A 21,366-nucleotide genomic window follows, 5' to 3' on the forward strand; every position below is an offset into this window, starting at 1 on the left:
CCGTACTACCCTGCCCACGGGGCTCGCGAGAGCGACCTCAGGGAAGGGGCACGGCGCTTGAGCATCCGGAACGTCATCGTCGTTGGAGGGACCGGCGACATCGGCCGCGCCGTCGTCCACAAATTGCGCGCGGAGGGCCTGCGCGTGCTGTGCGCCGCGAACGACGTGGTGACGGAGACCCCGGACACGCTGCATGTGGACGTCACCCGCGAGCACTCCGTGAAGTCGCTGTTCGACAAGGCGGAGGTCGGGCTGGAGGGTCCCCTCTCGGTCCTGGTCAACTGCACGGGCGTCGGGGTCTTCACGCCCCTCCATGAGACGTCCCTCGAGGACTGGAACAGGTGCCTCGACGTGAACCTGACCGGGACGTTCCTGTGCGCGCGTGAGGCCTTCCGGCGGATGAAGCCCCGAGGCGGTGGCCGCATCATCCACATCGGGTCCGTGAGCGACCACCTCACGCTGCCCATGAACGGAGCCTACGCCGCGACCAAGCATGGGGTGCGTGGGCTGACCGGCGTCCTGAACGAGGAGGGCAAGGAGCTGGGCATCCGCGCCACGCTCCTGTCCCTCGGTGCCGTCTACACCTCCTTCTGGAAGTCCCGGCCGGAGTTCAGCCCCGCGGACATGCTCTCCGTGGAAGACGTGGCCCAGTGCATCTGGGAGGTTTCCATCAAGCCCCTGAACGTGCGGGTCGACGAGGTCCGCCTCCTCCCGCCCCGCGGAGTCCTCTGATGGAGGCGCAACCGAAGGCCCCTGTCGCCGTCGTCACCGGGGCCAGCCGCGGGATTGGCGCGGCCATCGCCACCGTGCTGGCACGCAACGGGTTCGAGGTGGCGCTGCTGTCTCGCGACGCCTTCGCGCTGGCACAGCTCCAGGAGCGGTTGATCGCGGCAGGGGGCCGCGCATGGCCGCTGGTCTGCGACGTCGCGAACAAGGACGACGTGACCTCAGCGCTCGACCAGCTCGAAGCGCGGCTGGGCGTGCCCCGGGTGCTCGTGAACAACGCGGGCATGGGTGGGCCGTTCCATCGCGTGGACGAGGTGAGCGTCGCTGAATGGGACCTGCTGTTCGGCGTGAACGTGGAGGGCGTGCGCAACCTGTGTCACTGGGCGCTGCCCCGCATGAAGGCCGCGGGGTACGGCCGCATCGTGAACATCGCGTCCATCATGGGGCTCTTCGGGGGGGCGCAGTCGTCCACCTACGCGGCCACCAAGCACGCGATCGTGGGCTACTCGAAGGCCATCGCCGCGGAGTGGGGGGCCTACGGCATCACCTGCAACGCGGTCTGTCCTGGCTACATCGAGACGGAGATGCTGGCGAAGGCGCCCCCGGACTCACGCCAGCGCCTGCTGGAGAGAATCCCCGTGAAGCGCTTCGGGACGCCGGAAGAGGTCGCGGGCCAGGTGGCGTTCCTCGTCGGGCCCTTCGGCGGCTATGTCAACGGGAGCAGCCTGGTGATGGACGGTGGGCTGTCGTCGCATCTGGCCTCCGACCTGCCCCCGTTCTGACGCAGGCCCCTGCCGCGCCGCTTCCCTGATGGGGGTCAGCGGGGCAGTGGGTGCGGGAGGGTCTCCTCCCGGAAGATCAGCAGCCCGTCCATGACCGTTGCCCAGGAGGCCGTCGCCCACGCGTAGCTCAAGGGACGGGCCACCCTGGGCCCGAGGGCACGCAGCTGGCTCCCATCCAGATACCGGGTGTCGGAGGTGTGGCCAGACAACGCCTCGCCCTCAATGGAGTCGGCGCGCGCGGGCGCAATGGCATAGGTGCGACCGCTGCTGCCCAGCGAATGGCTCCCGGAGCCCGCGGAGAAGCCAAGCACGAAGGCCTGTTCCCCGAACTTCTCATGGACATAGGACCCGACGGGAATCGCGTGGCGGTCGTCCGTATCCAGGCCCGTGAGGTCCCTTGCCGCATGGATGGTGGCGAGCCAGACAATGGCCTTCCTGGGCGTGGGGGACTGGGACAGGAGCCATTCCAGGTTCATGAACATGGAATGGTCGCGATCATTGTAGCCGAGCCAGTCCCGGGTCCCGGCCGTCTGCGTCAGGGCCCGGGTCTTCTCGGCGGATACACGGGCGGAGAACCGCACCATGTTGCGGGCCATCTGCAACTGGCCCTGGGCCTTCGGGGTCGCCGCCGCTCCGGGCCTGGAGAGCACGGACTCCAATTCCTTCCAGCAGCCCAGGATGAACTGCGCGGACTCCGGCGTGTACGGGTGGGCCTCATCGTACTTCCAGGTCATGTGCCGCTCGAGGGCCGTCCCGCACTCGGCCTGCCTCGGGCCCTCCAGGAAGGGGATGAGGTCCCGCCACATCTCGCGCTGCGCGTAGGTGCCTCGGTTGATCTGATCATCAATCCCTCCAGCGACGAGCGTTCCCGCGTTGATCCGCTCGGTGAGGAACGGAATCAGGGGCGTCATCTCCTGGTTGGCCCACATCCAGCCGATCGCGTCGGCGACCGTCTCCTGGCTGACGGGCTGGCCCTCCTTCAGCAGCGCCTGGATGCGGAGGAAGTCATAGGTGCCTGCCTCGATGAAGAAGGCATCGAACTGGCACTCCTCCACGAGCCTGCGGGTCAACTCCACCTTGAAGGTGAGGGTCCTGGAACTGCCGTGGTGGGATTCCTCGCCAAGCAGGGCCAGCCGCTTGTCGCAAAGGTCGCGAACGATCCGGTCGGCGTCGGAGAGCGCCCCGGCCTCCTGCGCGGGTGTGCTCCTGGAGGTGGAGGCACAAGCCGAAAGCAAAGGCAGCAGGAGCAGGAGGTATCTCATTCGCGGCCCTTTCCATGACGAGGAATGCCGCGTCATACCATTCACTGGCGCGCCCCCGCCTGATGGTCAAGAGGCGCTACCGGACCAACGTCTTCGGCCTGCTGGCCGCCCCACGCGTGCGAAGAAGGACGCTAACAGTCCTCACGGGATTGACCGTTTTTTCAAGAAAAGCTAATTCCACTGGCTGTGCGAGGGCCTCCTTTCCGGGGCCCGCACGTTCCGGTGAGGCCGAATGAAACTGAAACTGACCCAGGCGGTGAGTGCCCTCTCCTTGCTGGCCGCGGCATGCGGCCCGATGCCAGAGGGACAGGAGTCCGGCAGCGAGCAGTTCGGTCACACGGCGCAGATGATCCGCCGTGAGCGGGCCATCCCCAACGAGTACATCGTCGTCCTGCGCGACTCCACGCAGGAGGTCCGGCAGCAGGGGGCGACGAACATCGCCCGGGAGCTGGTGTCCCTCAACGGGGGCAGGGTGCTGCGGACCTATGAGCACACCATCCAAGGCTTCCTGGCGAACATGAGCGAGGCCGAGGCCCAGCGCCTCCTGTCCGACCCGCGCGTGGCGTACGTGCAGGAGAACGGCCTCATCCACGTGTCGGCGACGCAGACGGGTGCGACCTGGGGCATCGACCGCATCGACCAGCGGGACCTGCCGCGCAACAGCTCCTACACCTACAACGTCGACGGCAGCGGCGTGCACGCGTACGTCATCGACACCGGCATCCGGCTGACCCACACCGACTTCACCGGTCGCACCGGTGACGGCTACGACTTCATCGACAACGACAACAACCCCTCCGACTGCCATGGCCACGGCACGCACGTGGCGGGCACGGTGGGCGGCACGACCTGGGGCGTGGCGAAGAAGGTCACCCTCCACGGCGTGCGGGTGCTCGACTGCACGGGCTACGGAAACGACGCGCAGGTCATTGGCGGCATCGACTGGGTGGCCGCCAACCACATCAAGCCCGCAGTCGCGAACATGAGCCTGGGCGACGTGGCCATCCAGGCCATTGATGATGCGACGGAGCGGTTGATCGCCGCGGGCGTCACGACGGTGGTCGCCGCCGGCAACGACAGCGCCAACGCCTGCAACTACTCGCCGGCCCGTGCGCCCAACGCCATCACCGTGGGCTCCACCACCAGCAGCGATGGCCGCTCGTCGTTCTCCAACTACGGCACGTGCCTGGACATCTTCGCGCCGGGCTCGAGCATCACCTCGACCTCGAACTCGGGCAACTCGTCGAGCACCTCGATGAGCGGCACGTCCATGGCCGCGCCGCACGTGGCCGGCGCGGCGGCGCTCTACCTGAGCGCCAACCCCACCGCGACGCCCGCGCAGGTGCGCGACGCGCTGGTGAACAACGCCACGCCGAACAAGGTCACCAGCCCGGGGACGGGTTCGCCCAACCGGCTGCTGTACACGCTCTTCATCACCGGCGGCGGCGGCAGTGACACCACCCCGCCGACGACGTCCATCACCGCCCCCGTGGGCGGCGCCACGCTGAGCGGCACCGCGAGCCTGAGCGCCAACGCCTCCGACAACGTGGGCGTGTCGCGCGTGGAGTTCTTCGCGGGCACCACGCTGCTGGGCACGGCGACGGCCGCGCCGTACAGCTTCGCGTGGAACACGACGGTGGTGGCCAACGGCACCTATGCGCTGACCACGAAGGCGTATGACGCGGCGAACAACGTGGGCACGTCCGCCACGGTGTCGGTGACGGTGAACAACGGCACGGGCGGGTGCTCCATCTCCCAGCAGCTCCTGCTCAACGCGGGCTTCGAGAGCGGCAACACGGGCTGGACCACCTCGTCGGGCGTCATCGACGGCACCACGTCCGGCAGTGCGCCGCGCACGGGCACGTACAAGGCCTATCTGAACGGCTACGGCGCCACGCGCACCGAGTTCGCGTACCAGGACGTCGCCATCCCCTCCACGGCGTGCAGCGCCACGTTCAGCTTCTGGGCGCGCATCACCACGGCGGAGACGACGAGCACGACGGCCTACGACAAGCTGGCCATCCAGGTCCGCAACAGCGCGGGCACGGTGCTGGCGACGCTGGCCACCTACAGCAACCTGGACAAGGGCACGGCCTACGTGCAGCGGACGTTCGACCTGGCCGCGTACAAGGGCCAGACCGTGCGCATCTACTTCAACGGCACGGAGGACTCGTCGCTGCAGACGAGCTTCTTCCTTGATGACACCGCGCTGAACATCGTCCGGTAGTCCTCCCGGACGGCGCGCTTAGAGGCCCAGCAACCCCACCGGGTTGCTGGGCTTCTTCTTTTCCTGACGGTGTGAAGTGCTCCACATCGCGGAAGCGCCCCGTCGACGCTCCATGTCCGCTGGGGCATAAGCGGCGCGTTCTCTTTCGAGGAGGCGAGCCGGATGATTCGACAAATGGTGGTGATGGGACTCGTTGCCATGGGGATGGCGGCCGTGGCCGCGGAGCCGTCGCCTCCGCCGTCCAAGCCGCAAGGGCCGGCCCCTTCACGCAGTGGCCACCTGCCCATCAACGGCCTGAAGCTCTACTACGAAGTGTACGGAGAGCTGGGCAAGTCCAAGACACCTCCGCTGCTCTTGATTCCCGGGGCTTTCCTCTCCACCGACTCCATGAAGCCCTGGGCGGCGGCCTTCGCCGCGAAGCGCCCGGTGATTGTCTTTGATCAACAGGGCCACGGTCGGACCGCGGACACGTCGCGGAAGATGTCCTACGAGCAGTTCGGCGATGACGCCGCGGCATTGCTGCGGGCCCTGAAGGTGGAGCGCGCGGATGTGATGGGCTACTCCCAGGGTGGAGGGGTGGCGCTCCAGTTGGCGCTGCGTCACCCGACGCTCGTCAACAAGCTCGTCTCGCTGTCCGCCACCTACCGTCAGGACGGCTGGTACCCCGCGGTGCTCAAGGCGATTGAGGGCCTGCGCGCCGAGGCGTTCGCGGGCTCTCCGATTGAAGCCGCGTTCAAGAAGCACACGGCTGAGCCCAAGGCGTTCGAGGCCTACGTCGAGAAGATGAAGGTGTTGAACATCAACGACCAGAACATCACCGACGCCCAGATGCGCGCCATTCCAGCCAGGACGATGGTCATCGTGGGGGACGCGGACGGCGTGAAGCTGGAGCACGCGGTGGCGATGTTCAAGCTGCGGGGCGGAGGCGATGAAGAGGCGGCCACGACCGGGATGCTCACGAAGGTTCCCGCTGCGCGGTTGGTGATCCTCCCCGCGACCTCCCACATCGGGATCTCAGGGGAGGTGAAGGTGCTCGAAGCAATGGTGACGCCCTTCCTGGAGGACGCGCCTCCCGCCAACCCCTCTCTCTGGTAGCTCCTGGGGGAGGGGCCAGACCAGGCCTGGGCGTGGCTTCAAGGCCACGGTCCGTGGAGCGCGCTCAATCCGTTCGGGCGACAGCCGCAGCGGCGCCGTGGCCTGGACCCTCCAGTCACCGCGGACGTGCGGCTCACGGCTCGGGGGCACTGGGGGCGCACAGCATCAGGCCCGCCACGATGGCTCCCACCGCGGCAGCAACCATGCCCCAGGACTGGTACTCGTCGCGCATGGGCAGGAGGGCCACCGCGAGTCCCAGCCCGCCCAGGGCCAGGAAGGCGCGCCGGAACCACCCGCGCGCCCGTGCCGTGGCCGAGAAGGTCTTGGAGATGAAGTACAAGAACAGGGCGCCCATGTTCTGCACCCAGGGCATGGCGGGCTGTGCGAAGGCCCCAAGCTTGAGGGACGTGGACTCCCAGCCGGAGAGCTGAGCGGGCGCCAGCGGCCCTTTGCCCATCTGCATGTCGACGGTGAACTGGTGGTACAGGACGCGGAGGTTCTCTTCCGCGATGAGGAGGCACACGACTTGCGCCAGTGCCGCTCCCACCAACACGCAGGCCATGGCCACGGTGGGGACCGGGGGTAGGGCGCGCTCGTGCTGGCGCAGGGCCTCCAGGTGTTCCGGAGCGGCGGGGGCGTCGATGGGCGGAAGCGGTCGCTGCGTGCTCATGGCGTCAGTCTATGCCGTGCCAGGGACTCCCGCGTCCAACTGCTGCTCCAGCACAGGGGAAGGACACGCCCAAGGTCCCCAGCTGTTGCGCTTGCCGTGACCCACCGGGGAGCCTTTCGGACTGGCGGGGTCCCGCGCCGGTGAGGGCTTGAAAGCGCAGGCCGTGCTCGAACTCGGGTCACCCGCGGCGAATGAATGGGGGAGGGCGGCGTGACGCCGGCCCCGCTTCGCTACCGGGAGAAGATTCATGACGTGCATGCACTGGCGGGTTGCCACCACGCAGCGGGAAGTCGATGACGCGGCTCGCGTCCGCTGGGCTGTCTTCGGCGGAGAGCTGGGCTTGCTGTCCGGGCAGCCGTCGGCTTCGCGGCGGGAGGTGACGTCCCTGGACACGCTCGACACGACGGTGCACCTGCTCGTCTATGCCGACGCCGAGCCCGTGGCGACGCTGCGGCTGTTGTTGCCCAACCCGGAGATGGCGGCGAGCCAGGGCGGAACGGTGGGGATCGACATGGAGCAGCGGGTGGACCTCTCCGGGGTGATCCAGCCGGAGATGGTGATCGCGGAGCCCTCGCGCTTCTGCGTGCTGGAGCCGTGGCGGCGCTCCGAGGCCGTCTCGTGGTTGCAGGCGGGCATGTACGTGGAGAGCCGGCGGCGCGGGGTGACGCACTGGATCGCGTCCGCGAACCTGGACACGGACTCGCGCGAGGACGCGCTGCTGTCGTGGCGGGTGGCGGCCTCCCGGGGATGGCTGAGTCCGCGCTGGCGGGTGGGCGTGCCTGAGCCGTGGCAGGCCCCGGCGCAGCCCCGCAGTCCCTTCTACACGCCCCAGGAGCGGGCGCAGGCGGAGCAGGGGGCGTTGGACGGACTGCGGCTGCCCAGGGCGCCCTCGCTCTTCGCCCGGTCGCTGGGGGCGCGCTTCATCGCGCAGCCGCTCTTCGACACGTACTTCCAGTGGTTCACGCTGCCGCTCGTCATCGCGCTCGATGAGATCCCGGCGGACTCCGTCGCGCGCTTCCTCGCGCTGGAGAACGGCGCGCGCCCCGCCGTCTAGGCCCGGGGCGGTTTCTTCCTTCCCTTCACCTTCAACACGCAACAACCGGGAGCCCAACGCGCCCCGGACGGGAGACGTACGTGCAAACACAAACGGAGAGTCAGACGGGGACGCAGTGGGTGGCGGTGCTGGACGAGGAGGCGCGAGGGCTGGTGGCGGCCGTGGATGCGCATCCCGACGCCAGCCGCCTCTTCAACGGCACCATCGACGCGGCGGGATACATCCACTACCTCATCCAGACGTATCACTACGCCCGCTGGAGCACGCCGATCCTCGGCGAGGCGGGGGAGCGGCTGAAGCGGTTGGGACGGCACCTGGAGCTGGCGGAGTTGTTGATCCAGAAGGCCGGGGAGGAGCGGGGGCACGAGCTGTGGTTGCTGTCGGACCTGAAGAACCTGGGGTGCTCGCAGGAGCAGGTGGAGGCGGCGGCGCGGAGCCCGGCGGTGGATGCCTACACGGGGTGGAACTTCTTCACGTCGCGCTCGGGCGTGCCGACGGCGGTGCTGGGGACCGCGTACGTGCTGGAGTACCTGTCGCAGACTCGGGCGGGCGTGGGGGCGGAGCGACTGCAGGCGGTGGCGTCCATTCCCAACATCCACAAGTCGGTGACGTTCCTGCGCAGCCATGGGGCGCTGGACGGAGACCACGTGGCGGAGATGGCGGAGATCCTGGGGCGGCTGACGGACCCGGAGGAGCAGGCGGCGATCCTCTTCTCGGCCCGGGCCACCCGGAGCATCTACCCGGGCATCTTCCGGCAGGGGGACCCCTCCGGCCTCCCGCTCCCGAAGTAGAGACAACCGCAGGCAAGAGGGAGAACCTCCCGTTCAGCCCCTGGCCTTCGGGAGGCGCCTTCCCATGTGTTCCATTGAAGCCGCCCCTTCCAGACGCGGGGGCGTGCCTGCGGCCTCAGACGGGTTTGTTGAAGCGGGCGGCCAGGTAGAGGAGGTCCATGCGGCTGTCGATGCCCAGCTTCTCGCGGATGTTTCGCACGTGGGTATCCACGGTAAAGACCTTGATGCCAAGCTCACTGGCGATCTGCTCGCTGGACCAGCTGCGGAGCAGGTACTTCGCGACGTTGGCCTCGCTGGAGGTGAGCTTGCGCCTCATGTCCACGGGGAGCGGGATGGACATGGGGAGCTCGTTCATCAGGAGGGCCCATTGCCGCGGCCCCTCGCGGGCGGGCAGCTCGATGAACCGGACCGTGCGGTAGCCATCCGGCTGGTGGGAGTACCAGACGTTCTTCTCGAGCCGCGAATCCGCGCCCAGGAGAATCAGGGCATCCAGCCGCTCCTTGAGCGGCAGGGGGAGTCCGGAGGAGTGGAGGTCAGAGGGCGTGAACCACCGCTCCAGGAGGAAGCCGGCGTGCTTGGAGCACATCACCACGCGGGAGGGAGGCTCCACGACGAGAACCGCGGTGTCGGGGCGGCCGTAGAGTTCTTCGAGCAGCTGGGCGCCGGTGGCCAGGCTCTGGACGTCGCTGCAGTTGCGCACCGCGTTCACCAGGTGCGGGTTGAGGCTGGAGAGGATGGCGGCGCACCGGGAGGAGAAGGAGCGTCGCCGGGTCCGGTAGAGCGCGAGGGCGCCGAGGAAGTCAGGGCGGATGGGGAGCAGGACGGCCATGACGTGCTCCAGGCCCAGCCCCAGCTCCCGGCTGCGTTGATACAGGAGGCTGTGCTCGTACTCCCTGCGAGGGAGCATCTCCTCATCGAGGATGACCTCGTTGGGCCGGGCGAAGATGGGGGCCCGGACGAAGTCATGGTCGGACACGCTGGCGTAATGCTCGAGCAGGGGGATGGGGTGGCCCGGCACCAGCCATTTGAAGTCGAGGACAGGCGTGGTCCGCATGAGGCACAGGGCCACGGAGTCGGACGGAGCGAGCTCGAGGAGGGGCGCTCGCGCGGCTTCGAGGACCTGGGGGAAGGACAGGGAGCTGTTGAGCGCCGAGATGACCCTGTCCCTGAGCATGAGCTCGTGGGTATTGAGATTCATTGAACCGGACATCCGCCCTCCCGAGGCTGTGGCCACGCCACAGTTTTGCATGTGGCGACCTCTCATCCATAGGTACGGACTGAAATCCTGTCCCTCACCCCTGCGGGGGATTGACAGGGGAGGGTGTGATTCGCCTCGGGCCTGATGGCTCCCTGCCCGTGCTTCAGCCCAGGAACGCATCCAGCCCCTCGATGGTTCCCGGCGCCGGCGCGAACGTCTCCCCCAGCGCCAGCCAATACGTGCCGCGGCCCCACGCCACCTTCATCCCGACCAACTCGGTCCAGCCCTTCGCGCCGATCTCCTCCAGCTCCGCGCGAAGGGCAGGCCATGCTTCGTGGATGTCGTGCTCGTTCATCGCGGTGCTTCCTCCGCCCTGGGGCGTATCAGCACCCGCTCGATTACAGCAGGCCGTCCAGCCAGGTGAGCTGCGCGTCAATCGTCTCCGAGACGGCGAGCGGCTGCTCCGACGTGCTCGGGTCGGTGTACGGGTTGCCAATCTCCTTGTGCTGCCACTTCACCCAGGTCTGCTTGTACCAGCCCCAGTCCAGGTGGCTGCCCGTCGAGGGAGGCGTGGCGCCCGCGTACCCGGAGAAGGCGCGGATGCCGGTGGCCGGCGCGACCTCCTGTCCCCCCACCACCTGATACATGTGCAGCCTGTCGCGGCGGGGGAACTGGGCGGACAGGTTGGTGGCCCACGCGCCGTAGAACGTGCCCCAGGGGCGCACGGGGTTGTTCACCTTGGTGTCGAACGTGCCCAGCTCGCCCTGGCTGTTCCTGCACACGCCATCCAGCGACGACACGTAGACGTTGATGCCATCCAGCGCCGTGTTGGCGCGGAGCGCCTGGGCGATGCGCATCACCAGACACCCGCCGCGGGAGCTGCCCGCCAGGTAGATGGACCGCGTCTCGGGCCGGACCTGGGCCTGGAGCCAGTGGACGAACCCGTTGACGATGCGCTGCTTCGTGTCGCTGTCGAACAGGTGGTCGAAGTTGTTGTCGTTGACCACGGACAGGTGCGTCCTCCCCGGCGGAAACCAGCCCAGGGCATGGAGCTTCATGGCCAGGGAGCGGCCATCCAGGACCACGTTGGCGCAGGAGACGCCGTCACAGGACGCGTCCCAGTTGGAGGACTGGCCCGTCACGCCGCTGGAGTGGCCGCTGCTCGAAATCTTCTGCCCGGCGGTCATGAAGACGATGGCCTCACGCACGCTGGGGGCCTCCACCTGGGCGATGCGGATGGTGTGGAGCGTGCCGTCGGAGGCGCCGGCCGCGCGGAACTGCTCGAAGCCCGCCGCCGCCTGGTAGCCGCCGGACGCGTTCTTGTAGACGACGCGCCGCGACACCACCGTCCGGCTGCTCCCGTTGGGGTAGGACAGCGCCTGGGATTGAGAGTCCAGGGCCGCTTCAGGCTCCGCCGGCAGGGCCTCCAGCTCTGGCGGGGCACAGCCCGTGAGGATGCCAACCAGCACCAGCGCTCCAACGTTCCAAAGCTTCACGTGACGCTCCTTGGGGTGGACGAGCCTTTCCCAGTCCACGAACTGGAATACAAAGAAAACACAATTAGTCAGCCAGAGTGAAAAAAATAGGGCGTGCGCGTTGAGCAGGGCGTGAGAGCGGTGGCGCCGGTACAGTCGGCAGTTTGCCGCCGAGGAGGAACACCCATGTCGATGTCCATGCTGAAGCCCGTACCGCGTCTGGCGCTGGTGTCCGCGCTGCTTCTCGGCGCCGCACCGGCCCTTGCCGCGGACAGCATCCACACGCTCGTCGTGGTCACGACGGAGGGAAGCTGCGCGAGCGCGCTCGGCTACGTGGTGGAGGTCGGTGAGGGCGACAAGGTCCGCGCTGCCGCCGAGGAGAAGGCCCGGGCGCGGTACCCGACGCTGAAGCGGCTCCACCACAAGGACAACCTCAAGAAGTCCAAGGAGCCGTTGGGCCGGTACCTGGTGGTGCTGTCCGCCGGAGTCACCAAGGCGGGCTGCGCCGGGCGCGCCATGGGCGTCGGGTTTGGCACCGACGAGGCCTCCGCCATGAAGGACGCGAAGAAGGGCCTGGGGAAGAACTTCCCGTTCAACGACGGGGCGCTGAAGGTCGAGCACAGCAAGAGCTACTGAGGAGCCCGGGCCCGGAAACACGAAGGCCGGTAGTCCTGGGTTTCCTCAGGAACTACCGGCCTTTACGAGTGAGCGGCGGAAGGGATTCGAACCCTCGACCCCGAGCTTGGGAAGCTCGTGCTCTACCAACTGAGCTACCACCGCAGGCGAAGCGAGACCCAAAGTAGGGGCGCGCTTCGAGGTTGTCAATCAGAAGTGGGCGCTACTCCCCCTCTTCAACAGTCAGCTGGTACGAGTCCTGGAAGTTGGCCTCGCGGTTGCGCGCGTCGCGCACCTCGAAGAGGTAGACGCCCGGCTCGGCGCTGTAGCGGATGGTCTCCGGCTGGTCGCCCTTGGCCCGGTCGGACGTCTGCACGAGCGACAGCTTCCCGTCCGGCTGGACGCGGTGCAGGTACAGCCCCACGTCCACCTTGAGGATGCCCAGCAGGGTGGCGGTGAGGGAGGTGCGCACCGGCCGGTCGGACAGGTCCACCCGGAAGTAGTCCACGTCCTTCGCCGGGTACACCGTGCCGCGCACCGCCTTGCCTGGCTCCAGGTCCTGCGCGCGTTCGCCGGTGTTGTTGGGCTCGCGCTCTTCGCTGCCGTTGTCCGGCACCGTGGTGACGGTGATGCGGTAGGGCTGCTCCGCGTTCTCGAAGTCCTTCACGAACTTGCCGCCCACCTTGCGGAAGGAGCCCTCCACCCGGAAGTAGCAGGTGCCGTTGCACGCGACGTTGTTCAGCCGCTCCGGCTCCTTGAGCGCGCCGTCGTTCGCCTTCAGCAGGACCGTCTCCTTCTGGCCGTCCCCCTGCGGCGGCTCCACCATGGACAGCGTGAGGTCCAGGCGGTCCACGCCCGTCAGCTCCACCCGGGCCAGCATGGGCTCGCGCGTCGTCAGCACGTAGTGGTCCACGTCCGACTTGGGCGACAGGAAGCCCTCGCGGTAGCCCGCGCCCGTCAGCGGCGTGGCCTTGAGCAGCTCGTCGTTGGGCTCCAGCTCCGCGTGCGCGCCCGCCTCCTCCTGCGACACGGTCAGCGTGTAGGGCACCTGCGCGTTGAACGTGCGCCGCTGCGCCTTGCCCGCGCCCACCCAGCCGCCCTTCACCACCAGGTAGACGACCCGGTCCGTCGCGCGCACGCCGATGTTGCGCAGCGCCAGCGGCTCGCCCTCCTTGCCCTGGAGCGTGAACAGCGGCGCCTCCGCGGCGGACAGCACGGAGATCTCCGGCCGCACGCCCTCCACGGCGGACAGCTCAATCTTCAGCGCGACCGACGGCACCTCGGGCGGAAGCGCGACGCCCGCGTCCACCACCGCGGAGGCGGCCGCCTCGCTGGCGATCTCCCCCGCGGGCTGCTCCGGGGGCGAGGCCGGCGGCTCACTGCCCCCGAAGGTGCCCTCCGGGGTGGGGGAGGGCGCCGTGCCGTCGTCGATGACCGGCGTCTCGTCCGGCGCGGACGGAGGCGGCACGGCCGCGCCCGTGGGGGCCGGTGCGCCGGGGGGCGTCGGCGCCGGAGCGGGCGCCCCGGGGGCCTGCGCGGGGGCCTCACCGCCCGGCGTGCCGGTGTCGGGCAGCTCCACCCGGTACCAGTCCTCGTCTCCGGAGTGCCCCAGGAACGCCGTCACCGTCTGTCCCAGCGGCAGGGCGGCGGCGTCCACGGCGCGGTCGTTGGGCTCGCGCTCCTCGCCGTCGTTGGGGGCGCGGTACTTCACTTCCAGGGTGTAGGCCCCGCCCATCCCCTTGCGCGCGGGCGACACCACCACCCAGCGCTCCTTCTCCACGAAGAGGTTGGGGAGGCGCTCGCCCTTGCCCTCGCCGTCGCTGTTGACGCCCACCAGCCGGTTGCGGTCCTGGTCGTAGACGTCCAGCTTGATGTCCCCGCCCGGGAGGCCGGACACCGTCACGTCCGCGATGCGCGCCGTGCCCGGGGCCAGCCGGTACCAGTCCTCGTCCAGCTTGTTGGGCTCCGCCGTCAGGCCCCCCGTCACCACGCTGTCGCGCGTGAGGGCCTGCGACTGGTCCGGACGCTCGTTGGGCTCCTGTTCGGTGAGGGCCGTGGGGCCCGTCTCCACGACGCCCGCGTCCACCTCCTGCGGAACGTCCTTCTTGCAGGCGGCCACCCCCAGACCCAGCCCCAGCACACAGACCCAGCCCCAACGTCGCATCACGTCTTCCTCCTCAGGTCGCATCGCCTTGTCGGCCCGGGGGTGTCCGGGTGTCAAGCACCCCCAACCCCCGCCGGGGCGCTTTCATCCGGGCCCCCGCCGAAGCCTTCCGGACGCTTCCGGTCCGATGGTGGCGGAAGGTGCGCACCCGGACTGGAGCCCCGGGGTGGGGACGATCCAGAATGCGCCCCATGCGAAGCCTGTCCGTGGCCTCCCTGCTGCTCGCCGCCCCCTCCGTCCTCGCCGCCGCGCCGGTCGCCCCCGGCTATGCCCAGGCGGAAGCCTACGTGGAGAAGGACGCGCGTCCGGCCCACTACTCGCCCCTGAACCTGCTGGACGGCCGCGACACCACCGCGTGGTGCGCGGAAGGAGAGAAGCCCGCCCACGTCATCATCGGCTTCAAGGAGCCCGTCACCCTGGACGAGGTGCGCGTCTACACGGGCGACGGCACGTCCCGCGACGCCTTCAAGGCCAACGGCCGGGTGCGCAAGTTCACCCTCACCAGCGTGGAGGCCTCGCGCAGCGTCACGGTGCAGGACAAGCGCGGCCTGCAGGCGGTGCCCCTGACGCAGCCGCTGTTCGGCGCGCGCTTCATCCTGGAGGTCGCCGACCGCTTCCCCGGCACGAAGGAGGGCGCGCCGGTGTGCATCACCGACCTGGTCCTCTATTCGGGCGGCAAGCCCCTCAACGCGCCCGCGCTCGCCACCCGCTTCAAGTACGACGCGCGCGTGGCGCCGCTCCTGGGCACCTGGTTCGGTGGCCACGAGGGCGCCCCGGAGCGCTTCCTGTCCTTCTTCGTGGACGGCACCTGGCGCTTCTCGCTGGAGCCCCTGGAGACGCCGGAGCCCACCACGGTCGTCACCGGCACCTACACCGTGTCCGGCAGCCGCGTGACGCTGGACATCCCCAAGAAGGGCCGGGTGCCGGTGGCCTTCGAGCGCAGCCAGGCCGGCGAGGGGCCGAAGGCGTCCGCCTCGCTGGCGCTGGAGGGAGCGCTCCCCGCCGAGTGGGGGAGCGACTTCCGCAGCCATCCCTGACGACGTCCGGGACAGGGCCCGGGCGCCGGCCGGTTAGATGGCGGCCCGGGTCTTCCGCTTCGAGTCGAAGTTGCGGAAGAAGGTGATGATCTTCGCTTCGGCCTGCTTGGCGTCGGCCGCGTCCGCGAACTCCGACTCCAGGAAGATGCCGCCGCACGACTCGCAGGAGTCGAAATGCAGGGGGTGTGCCCGGTCGCCGCCGTCGACGCGCACCAGGTCCACCTTGCAGTCGGGGCAGTTCCCGGTCAGTGCCTCGGCGTCCACCTTGCCGCCCTGGCCTTCGAGCCCGAGCAGGTTGTTGTGCAGGAGGATCCGGTTGAGGTCCGCGACGTTGATCCACAGCCCGCCGCATTCTTTACATTCCCGCAACGTCTCGTGATCTCCCTCGAGATCAGTCATTTCGACGTCGCAACCAGCGGGGCAATCCATGGGGCGGCTCATTCTCCGGAAAAGGGGAGCGGTGCTCCCCGGTGAATGGAGAATGATAGGTCGCCCGAAAATTCGGATGCAACCCATGCGGCTGCTTCTGTTGGCAATGGGCGTTCGACCAGCCCCCAGGGCTCAGGCCCGCTCCTTCACCCGTCGGATGTCCGCCCCCAGGCCGCGCAGCTTGCGCTCCAGGCGCTCGTACCCCCGGTCCAGGTGGTAGACGCGGCTGACCTCGGTCTGCCCCTCGGCCCGCAGGCCCGCCAGGATGAGGGACGCGCTGGCCCGGAGGTCGGTGGCCATGACCTGGGCCCCGCTCAGGCCCTTCACGCCCTTCACCACCGCGGTGTGCCCCTGGATGGTGATGTCGGCACCCAGCCGGTGCAGCTCCGGCACGTGCATGAAGCGGTTCTCGAAGATGTTCTCGGAGATGACCGACGTGCCGTGGCTCACCGTCATGAGCGCCATCAACTGCGCCTGCATGTCGGTGGGGAAGCCCGGGTGCTCCGTGGTGGTGATGTTCACCGACTTGAGGGATCTGGGCGCCTTGCAGCGCAGGCCGCCGCCCTCCGCGGTAATCGTGCAGCCCGACTCGCGCAGCTTGTCGATGACCGCGTCCAGGTGCTCCGGCCGGGCGTGCTTCACCAGCACGTTGCCCCCGCTGATGGCCGCCGCGACCAGCAGCGTGCCCGCCTCGATGCGGTCCGGCAGGATGGCGTGGTCCACCGGGTTCAGGGACTCCACGCCCTCGATGGTGATGACGGACGAGCCCGCGCCCTCCACCTTCGCGCCCATCTTGTTGAGCACCCGCGCCAGCTCCTCCACCTCCGGCTCGCGCGCGCAGTTCTCCATCACCGTGCGGCCCTTCGCGAGCACCGCCGCCATCATCACGTTCTCCGTGCCGGTGACGGTGATGACGTCGAAGTTGACCATGCCGCCCTTGAGCTGCTTCGCCCGGGCCTCCACGTAGCCTTCGGTCAGGTGGATGTCCGCGCCCAGCGCCTTCAGCCCCTTGAGGTGCTGGTCGATGGGCCGCGCGCCAATGGCGCACCCGCCCGGCATGGACACCCGCGCCCGGCCGAAGCGCGCGACGAGCGGCCCCAGCACCAGGACGCTGGCGCGCATGGTCTTCACCAGGTCGTAGGGGGCCTCCGGGGTGATGTCCCCGGTGATGCTGATTTCACAGGTGTCGGCCTTCTTGCCCGTCAGCCGCTCGGCCTCGCACCCCATCGTGCGCAGCACCGCCAGCATCGTCTTCACGTCCGCCAGGTCCGGGACGTTGCGGAAGGTGGTGGTGCCATCCGCCAGGAGCGCGGAGGCGAGGATGGGCAGCGCCGCGTTCTTCGCGCCGGACACCTCCACCTCACCGTGCAGCGGGGTGCCACCCTTCAGAACGATCTTGTCCATGTCTTCCCGTGTCTCTTCCGGGCCTCGGCCCTGTGGCCCTCAGGCCGCGGGCTGTGTCCCGAACGCCATGCGCTCACGCCGCTCCAGGTCCTTCTCCACGCGCGCGTCCGCGTACCCCGCGGCCCGCAGGAGCTCCAGGACGGCGCTGCCCTGGGTGTCCCCCATCTCCAATGCAAGCAGTCCGCCAGGCTCCAGCACCCGCCGCGCGCCCTGGATGACCCGCCGCAACGCGACCAGGCCATCCGGCCCGCCATCCAGCGCCAGCCGGGGCTCGCGGCGCACCTCCGCCGACAGGCCGGCGATGTCCCCCGAGTCGATGTACGGCGGGTTCGACACCACCACCTGGAACCGCGCGTCCGGGGGCAGGGGGCTGAACAGGTCGCCCTGGAGCACGGTGACGCGGTCGGCCACGCCCAGCGCCTGGGCGTTCTCCGTGGCCAGCGCGCACGCGTCCGGGGACAGGTCGGTGGCGAGCACGGTGGCCTGGGGGCGCTCGGCCGCGACGCTGATGGCGATGCAGCCGGAGCCCGTGCACACGTCCAGCACCCGCGACGGCGCGTCCCGGGGCACCGCGTGGAGCAGGGCCTCCACCAGCAGCTCCGTCTCCGGCCGGGGGATGAGCACGCGCGCGTCCACCTTGAAGGGGCGGTTGTAGAACTCCTTCGTGCCCGTCAGGTAGTTGGTGGGCTCGCCCGCGAGCCTGCGCTCGATGAGCGCCCGGAACGCGGTGAGCTCCTCCTTCGCCAGGGGCCGGTCCAGGTCCACGTATAGGCGCACGCGGCCCGTCTTGAGCACGTGCGCCAGCAGGATTTCGGTCGTGAGCCGGGGCGCGTCCACCTGACGCTTCTCGAAGTGCTGCGTCGTCCAGGTGAGGACCCGGCGGATGGTCCAGACGTCGCTCATGCTTCGCCGGAGGGGCGCCCGCTGCCCGTCTGCGCCTTGAGGGCCTCCGCCTGGTAGTGCGTGCGGCAGGCGGTAATCACTTCGTCCACGTTGCCCACCATGATGGCCGGCAGGTTGTGCACGGTGAGGCCGATGCGGTGGTCCGTGAGCCGGTCCTGCGGGAAGTTGTACGTGCGGATCTTCTCGCTGCGGTCGCCCGTGCCCACCTGGCCCCGGCGCATGGAGTCGCGCTCGTTGCGGATGCGCTCCTGCTCCATGTCGTAGAGCTTCGCGCGCAGCATGCGCAGGGCCATGGCGCGGTTCTTCCCCTGGCTCTTCTCCTGCTGGCACTTCACCACGATGCCGGACGGCTTGTGGATGAGGCGCACCGCGGAGTCCGTGGTGTTGACGCTCTGGCCACCGGCGCCCGTGGAGCGCATCACCTGCATCTCGATGTCCGCCGGGTTGATCTGCACGTCCACGTCCTCCGCCTCCGGCATCACCGACACGGTGATGGTGGAGGTGTGGATGCGCCCTTGTGTCTCCGTGGCCGGCACGCGCTGGACGCGGTGCACGCCGGACTCGTACTTGAGCTGGCTGAACACGGCGTCGCCGGACAGCGTCACGGTGGCGTCCTTCACGCCGCCCGCATTGCCCGCGCTCATGTCCAGGATGTCCGCCTTCCAGCCCTTGCGGTCCGCGTAGCGCAGGTACATCTGCATCACCTCTTCGGCGAAGAGGGCCGCCTCGTCGCCGCCCGCGCCCGCGCGGATCTCCAGGATGACGTTCTTCTCGTCATTGGGGTCCTTGGGCAGCAGGAGGATCTTCAGCGCGGACTCCTGCACCTCGCGCTGCTCCTTCAGGCCGGGCAGGGCCTCGCGCGCGTAGGCCTTCTCGTCGGGGTCGGAGCTGGACAGCCAGGTCTCCACCTCCGACAGGTCCGCCAGCACCTTGCGGTAGGCCCGGAACGTCTCCACCAGCCGCTCCAGGGCGGCGCGCTCCTTGGAGACCTTCTGGAGCTTCGCCGTGTCGGCGAGGATTTCGGGGTTCGACAGGTCGGCCGTGAGCCGCTCGAAGCGGCGCTCGACCTCTTCCAATTTGTCAATCATGCGTGGGTCCCGGGGCGTCTTGCCCCTTTGGCCGCCCCGTGGCAAGGGCCGTGGGCGTCAAGGAAAACCTTGGCCGTCTGGGCATGGGCATGTAAGAACGCCCCCCGTCGCCGCCCGGTGCGGCCCGATTCACGCCCAACACGGAGCCTTCGATCATGCCTGCACAGAAGGGAAATCGTTCCAAGAAGAAGCTCGCCAACCGCGCCAAGACGCGGAAGGCGCAGCTGAAGCGCCGCCGCAACCGTTTCAAGCGCGGCCAGCGCAACAACAAGTAGCACCCAGGCTACTCCCCCCCTCGGACATTGGAGGAGGGGAGCGGCCGGGCCCCTGCTCCCCCGGCGTCGTCGGGGTCGAGCGCGGGCAGCATCCGCTCCAGGCCCGGCGCCTGGGACGCGGTGCGCAGCAGCGTCATCACCCCTTCGGCCTCGGCACCCGTCACGGGCACCGGCTGGACGGGAAACTCCGGATAGCGGTCGGTCCTGAGCGGCAGCACGTCACTGGACAGATAGCCCGTGGACCCGAAGCGCGCCCGCCACAGGACGCTGCGCTTGTCCCGGGGGTTCCAGTTCCCGCCGAACACGAAGTTGCCCAGCGAGTAGACCACCGGGGCGCCCCGGTACAGCTCCATGGACTGGAGCACGTGCGGGTGGCTGCCGAGCACGCCCGCCGCGCCCGCGTCGATGGCCGCGTGCGCCAGCCGCACCTGGTACGGCTCCGGGGTGGTGCGGCCTTCAATGCCCCAGTGGAAGAAGGGCAGCACCAGGTCCGCCTGCGCCTTCGCGGCGGTGATGTCCTCCACCATCATCCGCTCCATCACCTCCACGTCGGAGAAGTGGCCGGCCACGCCCGGCGTGGTGTCCGTGGCGTAGACCTGGGGCGGCTCGATGTTGCGCGTGCCCAGGAAGAAGTAGCCCAGGAACGCGACGCGCAGGCCGCCCACGGTGAGGATGGCCGGGCGGCGTGCCTCCGCCAGGTTCCGCCCCGCGCCGAAGAAGGGGATGCCCGCGGCCTCCAGCGTGGTGAGCGTGTCCAGCAGCCCCTGCTCGCCGTAGTCCATCAGGTGGTTGTTGGCCAGGCTCACCACGCCCACGTTGCCGGCCTTGAGCACGTTCACCAGCTCTGGCCGCGCCTTGAAGTTGAAGTTCTTGGGCAGCTTCTGCGTGGAGTCCGTGTACGGGCACTCCAGGTTCACGACGAACAGGTCGCCCGAGTCCGCGATGGGCCGCACCTCGCGGAAGCCGTAGGCGTACATCTCCTCGCGCGAGCGGCCCTTGCCCACCTGTTCGTCGAAGTACGTCTGGTAGTGGTGGCCCACCGTCACGTCGCCGCCGACGACCAGGGTCACCGGGCGCACGGGCGCACGGACGGCGGGTTGGCCGGCCTGGGGGCCGGAGGCGGCCGGGCCGGGCTGTCCGGTATCGGACCCGCCGGATTCGTCCCGCGTGGGGCCCGTGGGGGAGGGCGGCGGCGTCGGCAGCCCGGGGGGCGGCGAGGTGGGGGTGAGCGGTCGCGGGTGACAGGCGGCGAGCGTCAGGAGGAGCAGCAGGGCGGCGTGGCGCATGGGCAAGGGGAAACTCTACCTTGCACGGGTGATTGCGCGGCGCGTAGATTGCCGCGCGCTCCATGGCCCGGGAAAAGGACAACATTGCTCTTTCCGATGAGCACAACACCCGCGGCATCGAGCTGGCGGACCGGGGCTGGCTGGACGAGGCCATCAAGGAGTTCCGGAAGGCCATCGACCTGGACCCCACGTCGGCGCACGCGCACGACAACCTGGCCACGGTCTACGCGGAGAAGAAGCAGTTCCGCGAGGCGCTGGGCGAGTACCTCACCGCGCTGAAGCTGGAGCCGGAGAGCGCCACCGCGCACTACAACCTGGCCTGCTTCCTCTCCACCCACGCCAGCGAGATGGCGGTGGAGGAGTACAAGGAGGCCATCGAGCTGGATCCGGAGTACCCGGACGCCCACCTCAACCTGGGCCTCACGTACGCGGACCAGGGGCGGGTGGAGGAGGCGATGCGCGAGCTCCAGTCCGCCATCGAGCTGGATCCGCAGGACGCCTTCCCCCGGCACGAGCTGGCGGCGCTGATGATGGACGAGGGCGACTACCGCTCCTCCATCACGCAGCTGAAGGAAGTGGTGCGGCTGGAGCCGGACAACTTCGAGGCGCAGCTGGACCTGGGCATCTGCTACGCCCAGAAGGGCTTCTACGCCGAAGCGGAGCGCGCCTACGAGCGCGCCCGGGCGCTGAACGCCGAAGACCTGTTGCTCAACTACAACCTGGCGGCGCTGTACGCGCTGTGGGGCCGTCCGAAGGACTCCGTCCAGTACCTGCAGAAGGCGCTGGCGGCGGACCGTCAGAAGGTCCTGGGCTGGCTGTCCGCCGACCCGATGTTCGACGTGCTCAAGGGCGATCCGGACTTCGAAGCCCTCTTCTGAGGGAAGC

20 protein-coding genes and 1 tRNA gene are annotated in these 21,366 nt (G+C 69.0%); 9 read left to right on the top strand and 12 right to left on the bottom strand.

The genetic code is table 11. From position 1 onward, the window contains the following. The first annotated feature begins 57 nt into the window (after positions 1–57). A complete protein-coding gene (locus OV207_RS07930; protein ID WP_267553916.1) occupies positions 58–732 on the top strand; it encodes an SDR family oxidoreductase in 675 nt (224 codons plus the stop codon). Beyond that, entirely contained in the window at positions 732–1,508 is a 777-nt protein-coding gene (locus OV207_RS07935) for an SDR family NAD(P)-dependent oxidoreductase (protein ID WP_267553917.1), read from the top strand. The genes OV207_RS07930 and OV207_RS07935 overlap by 1 nt, the downstream gene beginning before the upstream one ends. 35 nt (positions 1,509–1,543) lie before the next feature. On the opposite strand, the gene OV207_RS07940 is transcribed toward OV207_RS07935, so the two are convergent. Beyond that, a complete protein-coding gene (locus OV207_RS07940; protein ID WP_267553918.1) occupies positions 1,544–2,770 on the bottom strand; it encodes an erythromycin esterase family protein in 1,227 nt (408 codons plus the stop codon). A gap of 232 nt (positions 2,771–3,002) precedes the next feature. Here OV207_RS07940 and OV207_RS07945 point away from each other — a divergent pair, with 232 nt between their 5' ends. Together OV207_RS07945 and OV207_RS07950 are read left to right on the top strand one after the other, a co-directional pair. Further along, positions 3,003–4,997, top strand: a complete 1,995-nt coding sequence (locus OV207_RS07945; protein ID WP_267553920.1) for a S8 family serine peptidase — start codon at positions 3,003–3,005, stop codon at positions 4,995–4,997. 162 nt (positions 4,998–5,159) lie between these two features. After that, positions 5,160–6,092, top strand: coding sequence for an alpha/beta fold hydrolase (locus tag OV207_RS07950; RefSeq protein ID WP_267553921.1), 933 nt, complete (start codon positions 5,160–5,162; stop codon positions 6,090–6,092). Between the two features lie 133 nt (positions 6,093–6,225). Here OV207_RS07950 and OV207_RS07955 read toward each other — a convergent pair whose 3' ends face one another. Beyond that, entirely contained in the window at positions 6,226–6,762 is a 537-nt protein-coding gene (locus tag OV207_RS07955; protein WP_267553923.1) for a hypothetical protein, read from the bottom strand. Between the two features lie 247 nt (positions 6,763–7,009). Here OV207_RS07955 and OV207_RS07960 point away from each other — a divergent pair, with 247 nt between their 5' ends. Both OV207_RS07960 and OV207_RS07965 read left to right on the top strand, forming a co-directional pair. After that, entirely contained in the window at positions 7,010–7,816 is an 807-nt protein-coding gene (locus OV207_RS07960) for a GNAT family N-acyltransferase (protein ID WP_267553924.1), read from the top strand. Between the two features lie 80 nt (positions 7,817–7,896). Beyond that, complete coding sequence (locus OV207_RS07965) at positions 7,897–8,607, top strand: iron-containing redox enzyme family protein (RefSeq protein WP_267553925.1); 711 nt, start codon at positions 7,897–7,899, stop codon at positions 8,605–8,607. A 115-nt stretch (positions 8,608–8,722) separates the two neighbouring features. Here the strand turns inward: OV207_RS07965 and OV207_RS07970 are convergent, their stop codons facing one another. The 3 genes from OV207_RS07970 to OV207_RS07980 form a co-directional block, all read right to left on the bottom strand. Beyond that, complete coding sequence (locus OV207_RS07970) at positions 8,723–9,805, bottom strand: helix-turn-helix domain-containing protein (RefSeq protein WP_267553927.1); 1,083 nt, start codon at positions 9,803–9,805, stop codon at positions 8,723–8,725. A gap of 163 nt (positions 9,806–9,968) precedes the next feature. Then, on the bottom strand, positions 9,969–10,160 hold the full coding sequence (locus tag OV207_RS07975) for a hypothetical protein (protein ID WP_267553929.1): 192 nt from the start codon (positions 10,158–10,160) through the stop codon (positions 9,969–9,971). A 43-nt stretch (positions 10,161–10,203) separates the two neighbouring features. Next, the gene (locus OV207_RS07980; RefSeq protein ID WP_267553931.1) at positions 10,204–11,301 is read right to left on the bottom strand and encodes a hypothetical protein; all 1,098 of its coding nucleotides are present in this window, start codon (positions 11,299–11,301) and stop codon (positions 10,204–10,206) included. Positions 11,302–11,466: 165 nt separating this feature from the next. On the opposite strand from OV207_RS07980, the gene OV207_RS07985 reads away from it, so the two are divergent. Continuing rightward, entirely contained in the window at positions 11,467–11,916 is a 450-nt protein-coding gene (locus tag OV207_RS07985) for a hypothetical protein (RefSeq protein ID WP_267553932.1), read from the top strand. 71 nt (positions 11,917–11,987) lie between these two features. Here OV207_RS07985 and OV207_RS07990 read toward each other — a convergent pair. Continuing rightward, positions 11,988–12,060: transfer RNA gene (locus OV207_RS07990), tRNA-Gly, on the bottom strand. A gap of 58 nt (positions 12,061–12,118) precedes the next feature. Further along, positions 12,119–14,059 carry an ABC transporter substrate-binding protein gene (locus OV207_RS07995; RefSeq protein ID WP_267554407.1) on the bottom strand — a complete coding sequence of 647 codons (1,941 nt, stop codon included), beginning with the start codon at positions 14,057–14,059 and terminating at the stop codon, positions 12,119–12,121. Between the two features lie 191 nt (positions 14,060–14,250). Here OV207_RS07995 and OV207_RS08000 point away from each other — a divergent pair, with 191 nt between their 5' ends. Further along, positions 14,251–15,096 (top strand): discoidin domain-containing protein, encoded by an 846-nt coding sequence (locus OV207_RS08000; protein WP_267553933.1) that lies wholly within the window; start codon positions 14,251–14,253, stop codon positions 15,094–15,096. A 33-nt stretch (positions 15,097–15,129) separates the two neighbouring features. Here the strand turns inward: OV207_RS08000 and OV207_RS08005 are convergent, their stop codons facing one another. From OV207_RS08005 to OV207_RS08025, 5 genes are all read right to left on the bottom strand, one after another. Further along, positions 15,130–15,525, bottom strand: a complete 396-nt coding sequence (locus OV207_RS08005) for a zf-TFIIB domain-containing protein (RefSeq protein WP_267553935.1) — start codon at positions 15,523–15,525, stop codon at positions 15,130–15,132. 132 nt (positions 15,526–15,657) lie between these two features. Further along, a complete protein-coding gene (gene murA / locus OV207_RS08010) occupies positions 15,658–16,929 on the bottom strand; it encodes a UDP-N-acetylglucosamine 1-carboxyvinyltransferase (protein WP_193348127.1) in 1,272 nt (423 codons plus the stop codon). 39 nt (positions 16,930–16,968) lie between these two features. Beyond that, positions 16,969–17,832, bottom strand: a complete 864-nt coding sequence (gene prmC, locus OV207_RS08015; protein WP_193348128.1) for a peptide chain release factor N(5)-glutamine methyltransferase — start codon at positions 17,830–17,832, stop codon at positions 16,969–16,971. Beyond that, positions 17,829–18,920, bottom strand: a complete 1,092-nt coding sequence (prfA, locus tag OV207_RS08020) for a peptide chain release factor 1 (protein ID WP_193348129.1) — start codon at positions 18,918–18,920, stop codon at positions 17,829–17,831. The genes prmC and prfA overlap by 4 nt, the downstream gene beginning before the upstream one ends. Before the next feature lie 283 nt (positions 18,921–19,203). After that, on the bottom strand, positions 19,204–20,481 hold the full coding sequence (locus OV207_RS08025; protein ID WP_267553938.1) for a CapA family protein: 1,278 nt from the start codon (positions 20,479–20,481) through the stop codon (positions 19,204–19,206). Positions 20,482–20,543: 62 nt separating this feature from the next. Between OV207_RS08025 and OV207_RS08030 the strand changes: the two genes are divergently transcribed. Next, on the top strand, positions 20,544–21,359 hold the full coding sequence (locus tag OV207_RS08030; protein ID WP_120531330.1) for a tetratricopeptide repeat protein: 816 nt from the start codon (positions 20,544–20,546) through the stop codon (positions 21,357–21,359). The last annotated feature ends 7 nt before the right edge of the window (positions 21,360–21,366 follow it).

Source organism: Corallococcus sp. BB11-1 (assembly GCF_026626625.1).
Lineage (GTDB): Bacteria > Myxococcota > Myxococcia > Myxococcales > Myxococcaceae > Corallococcus > Corallococcus soli.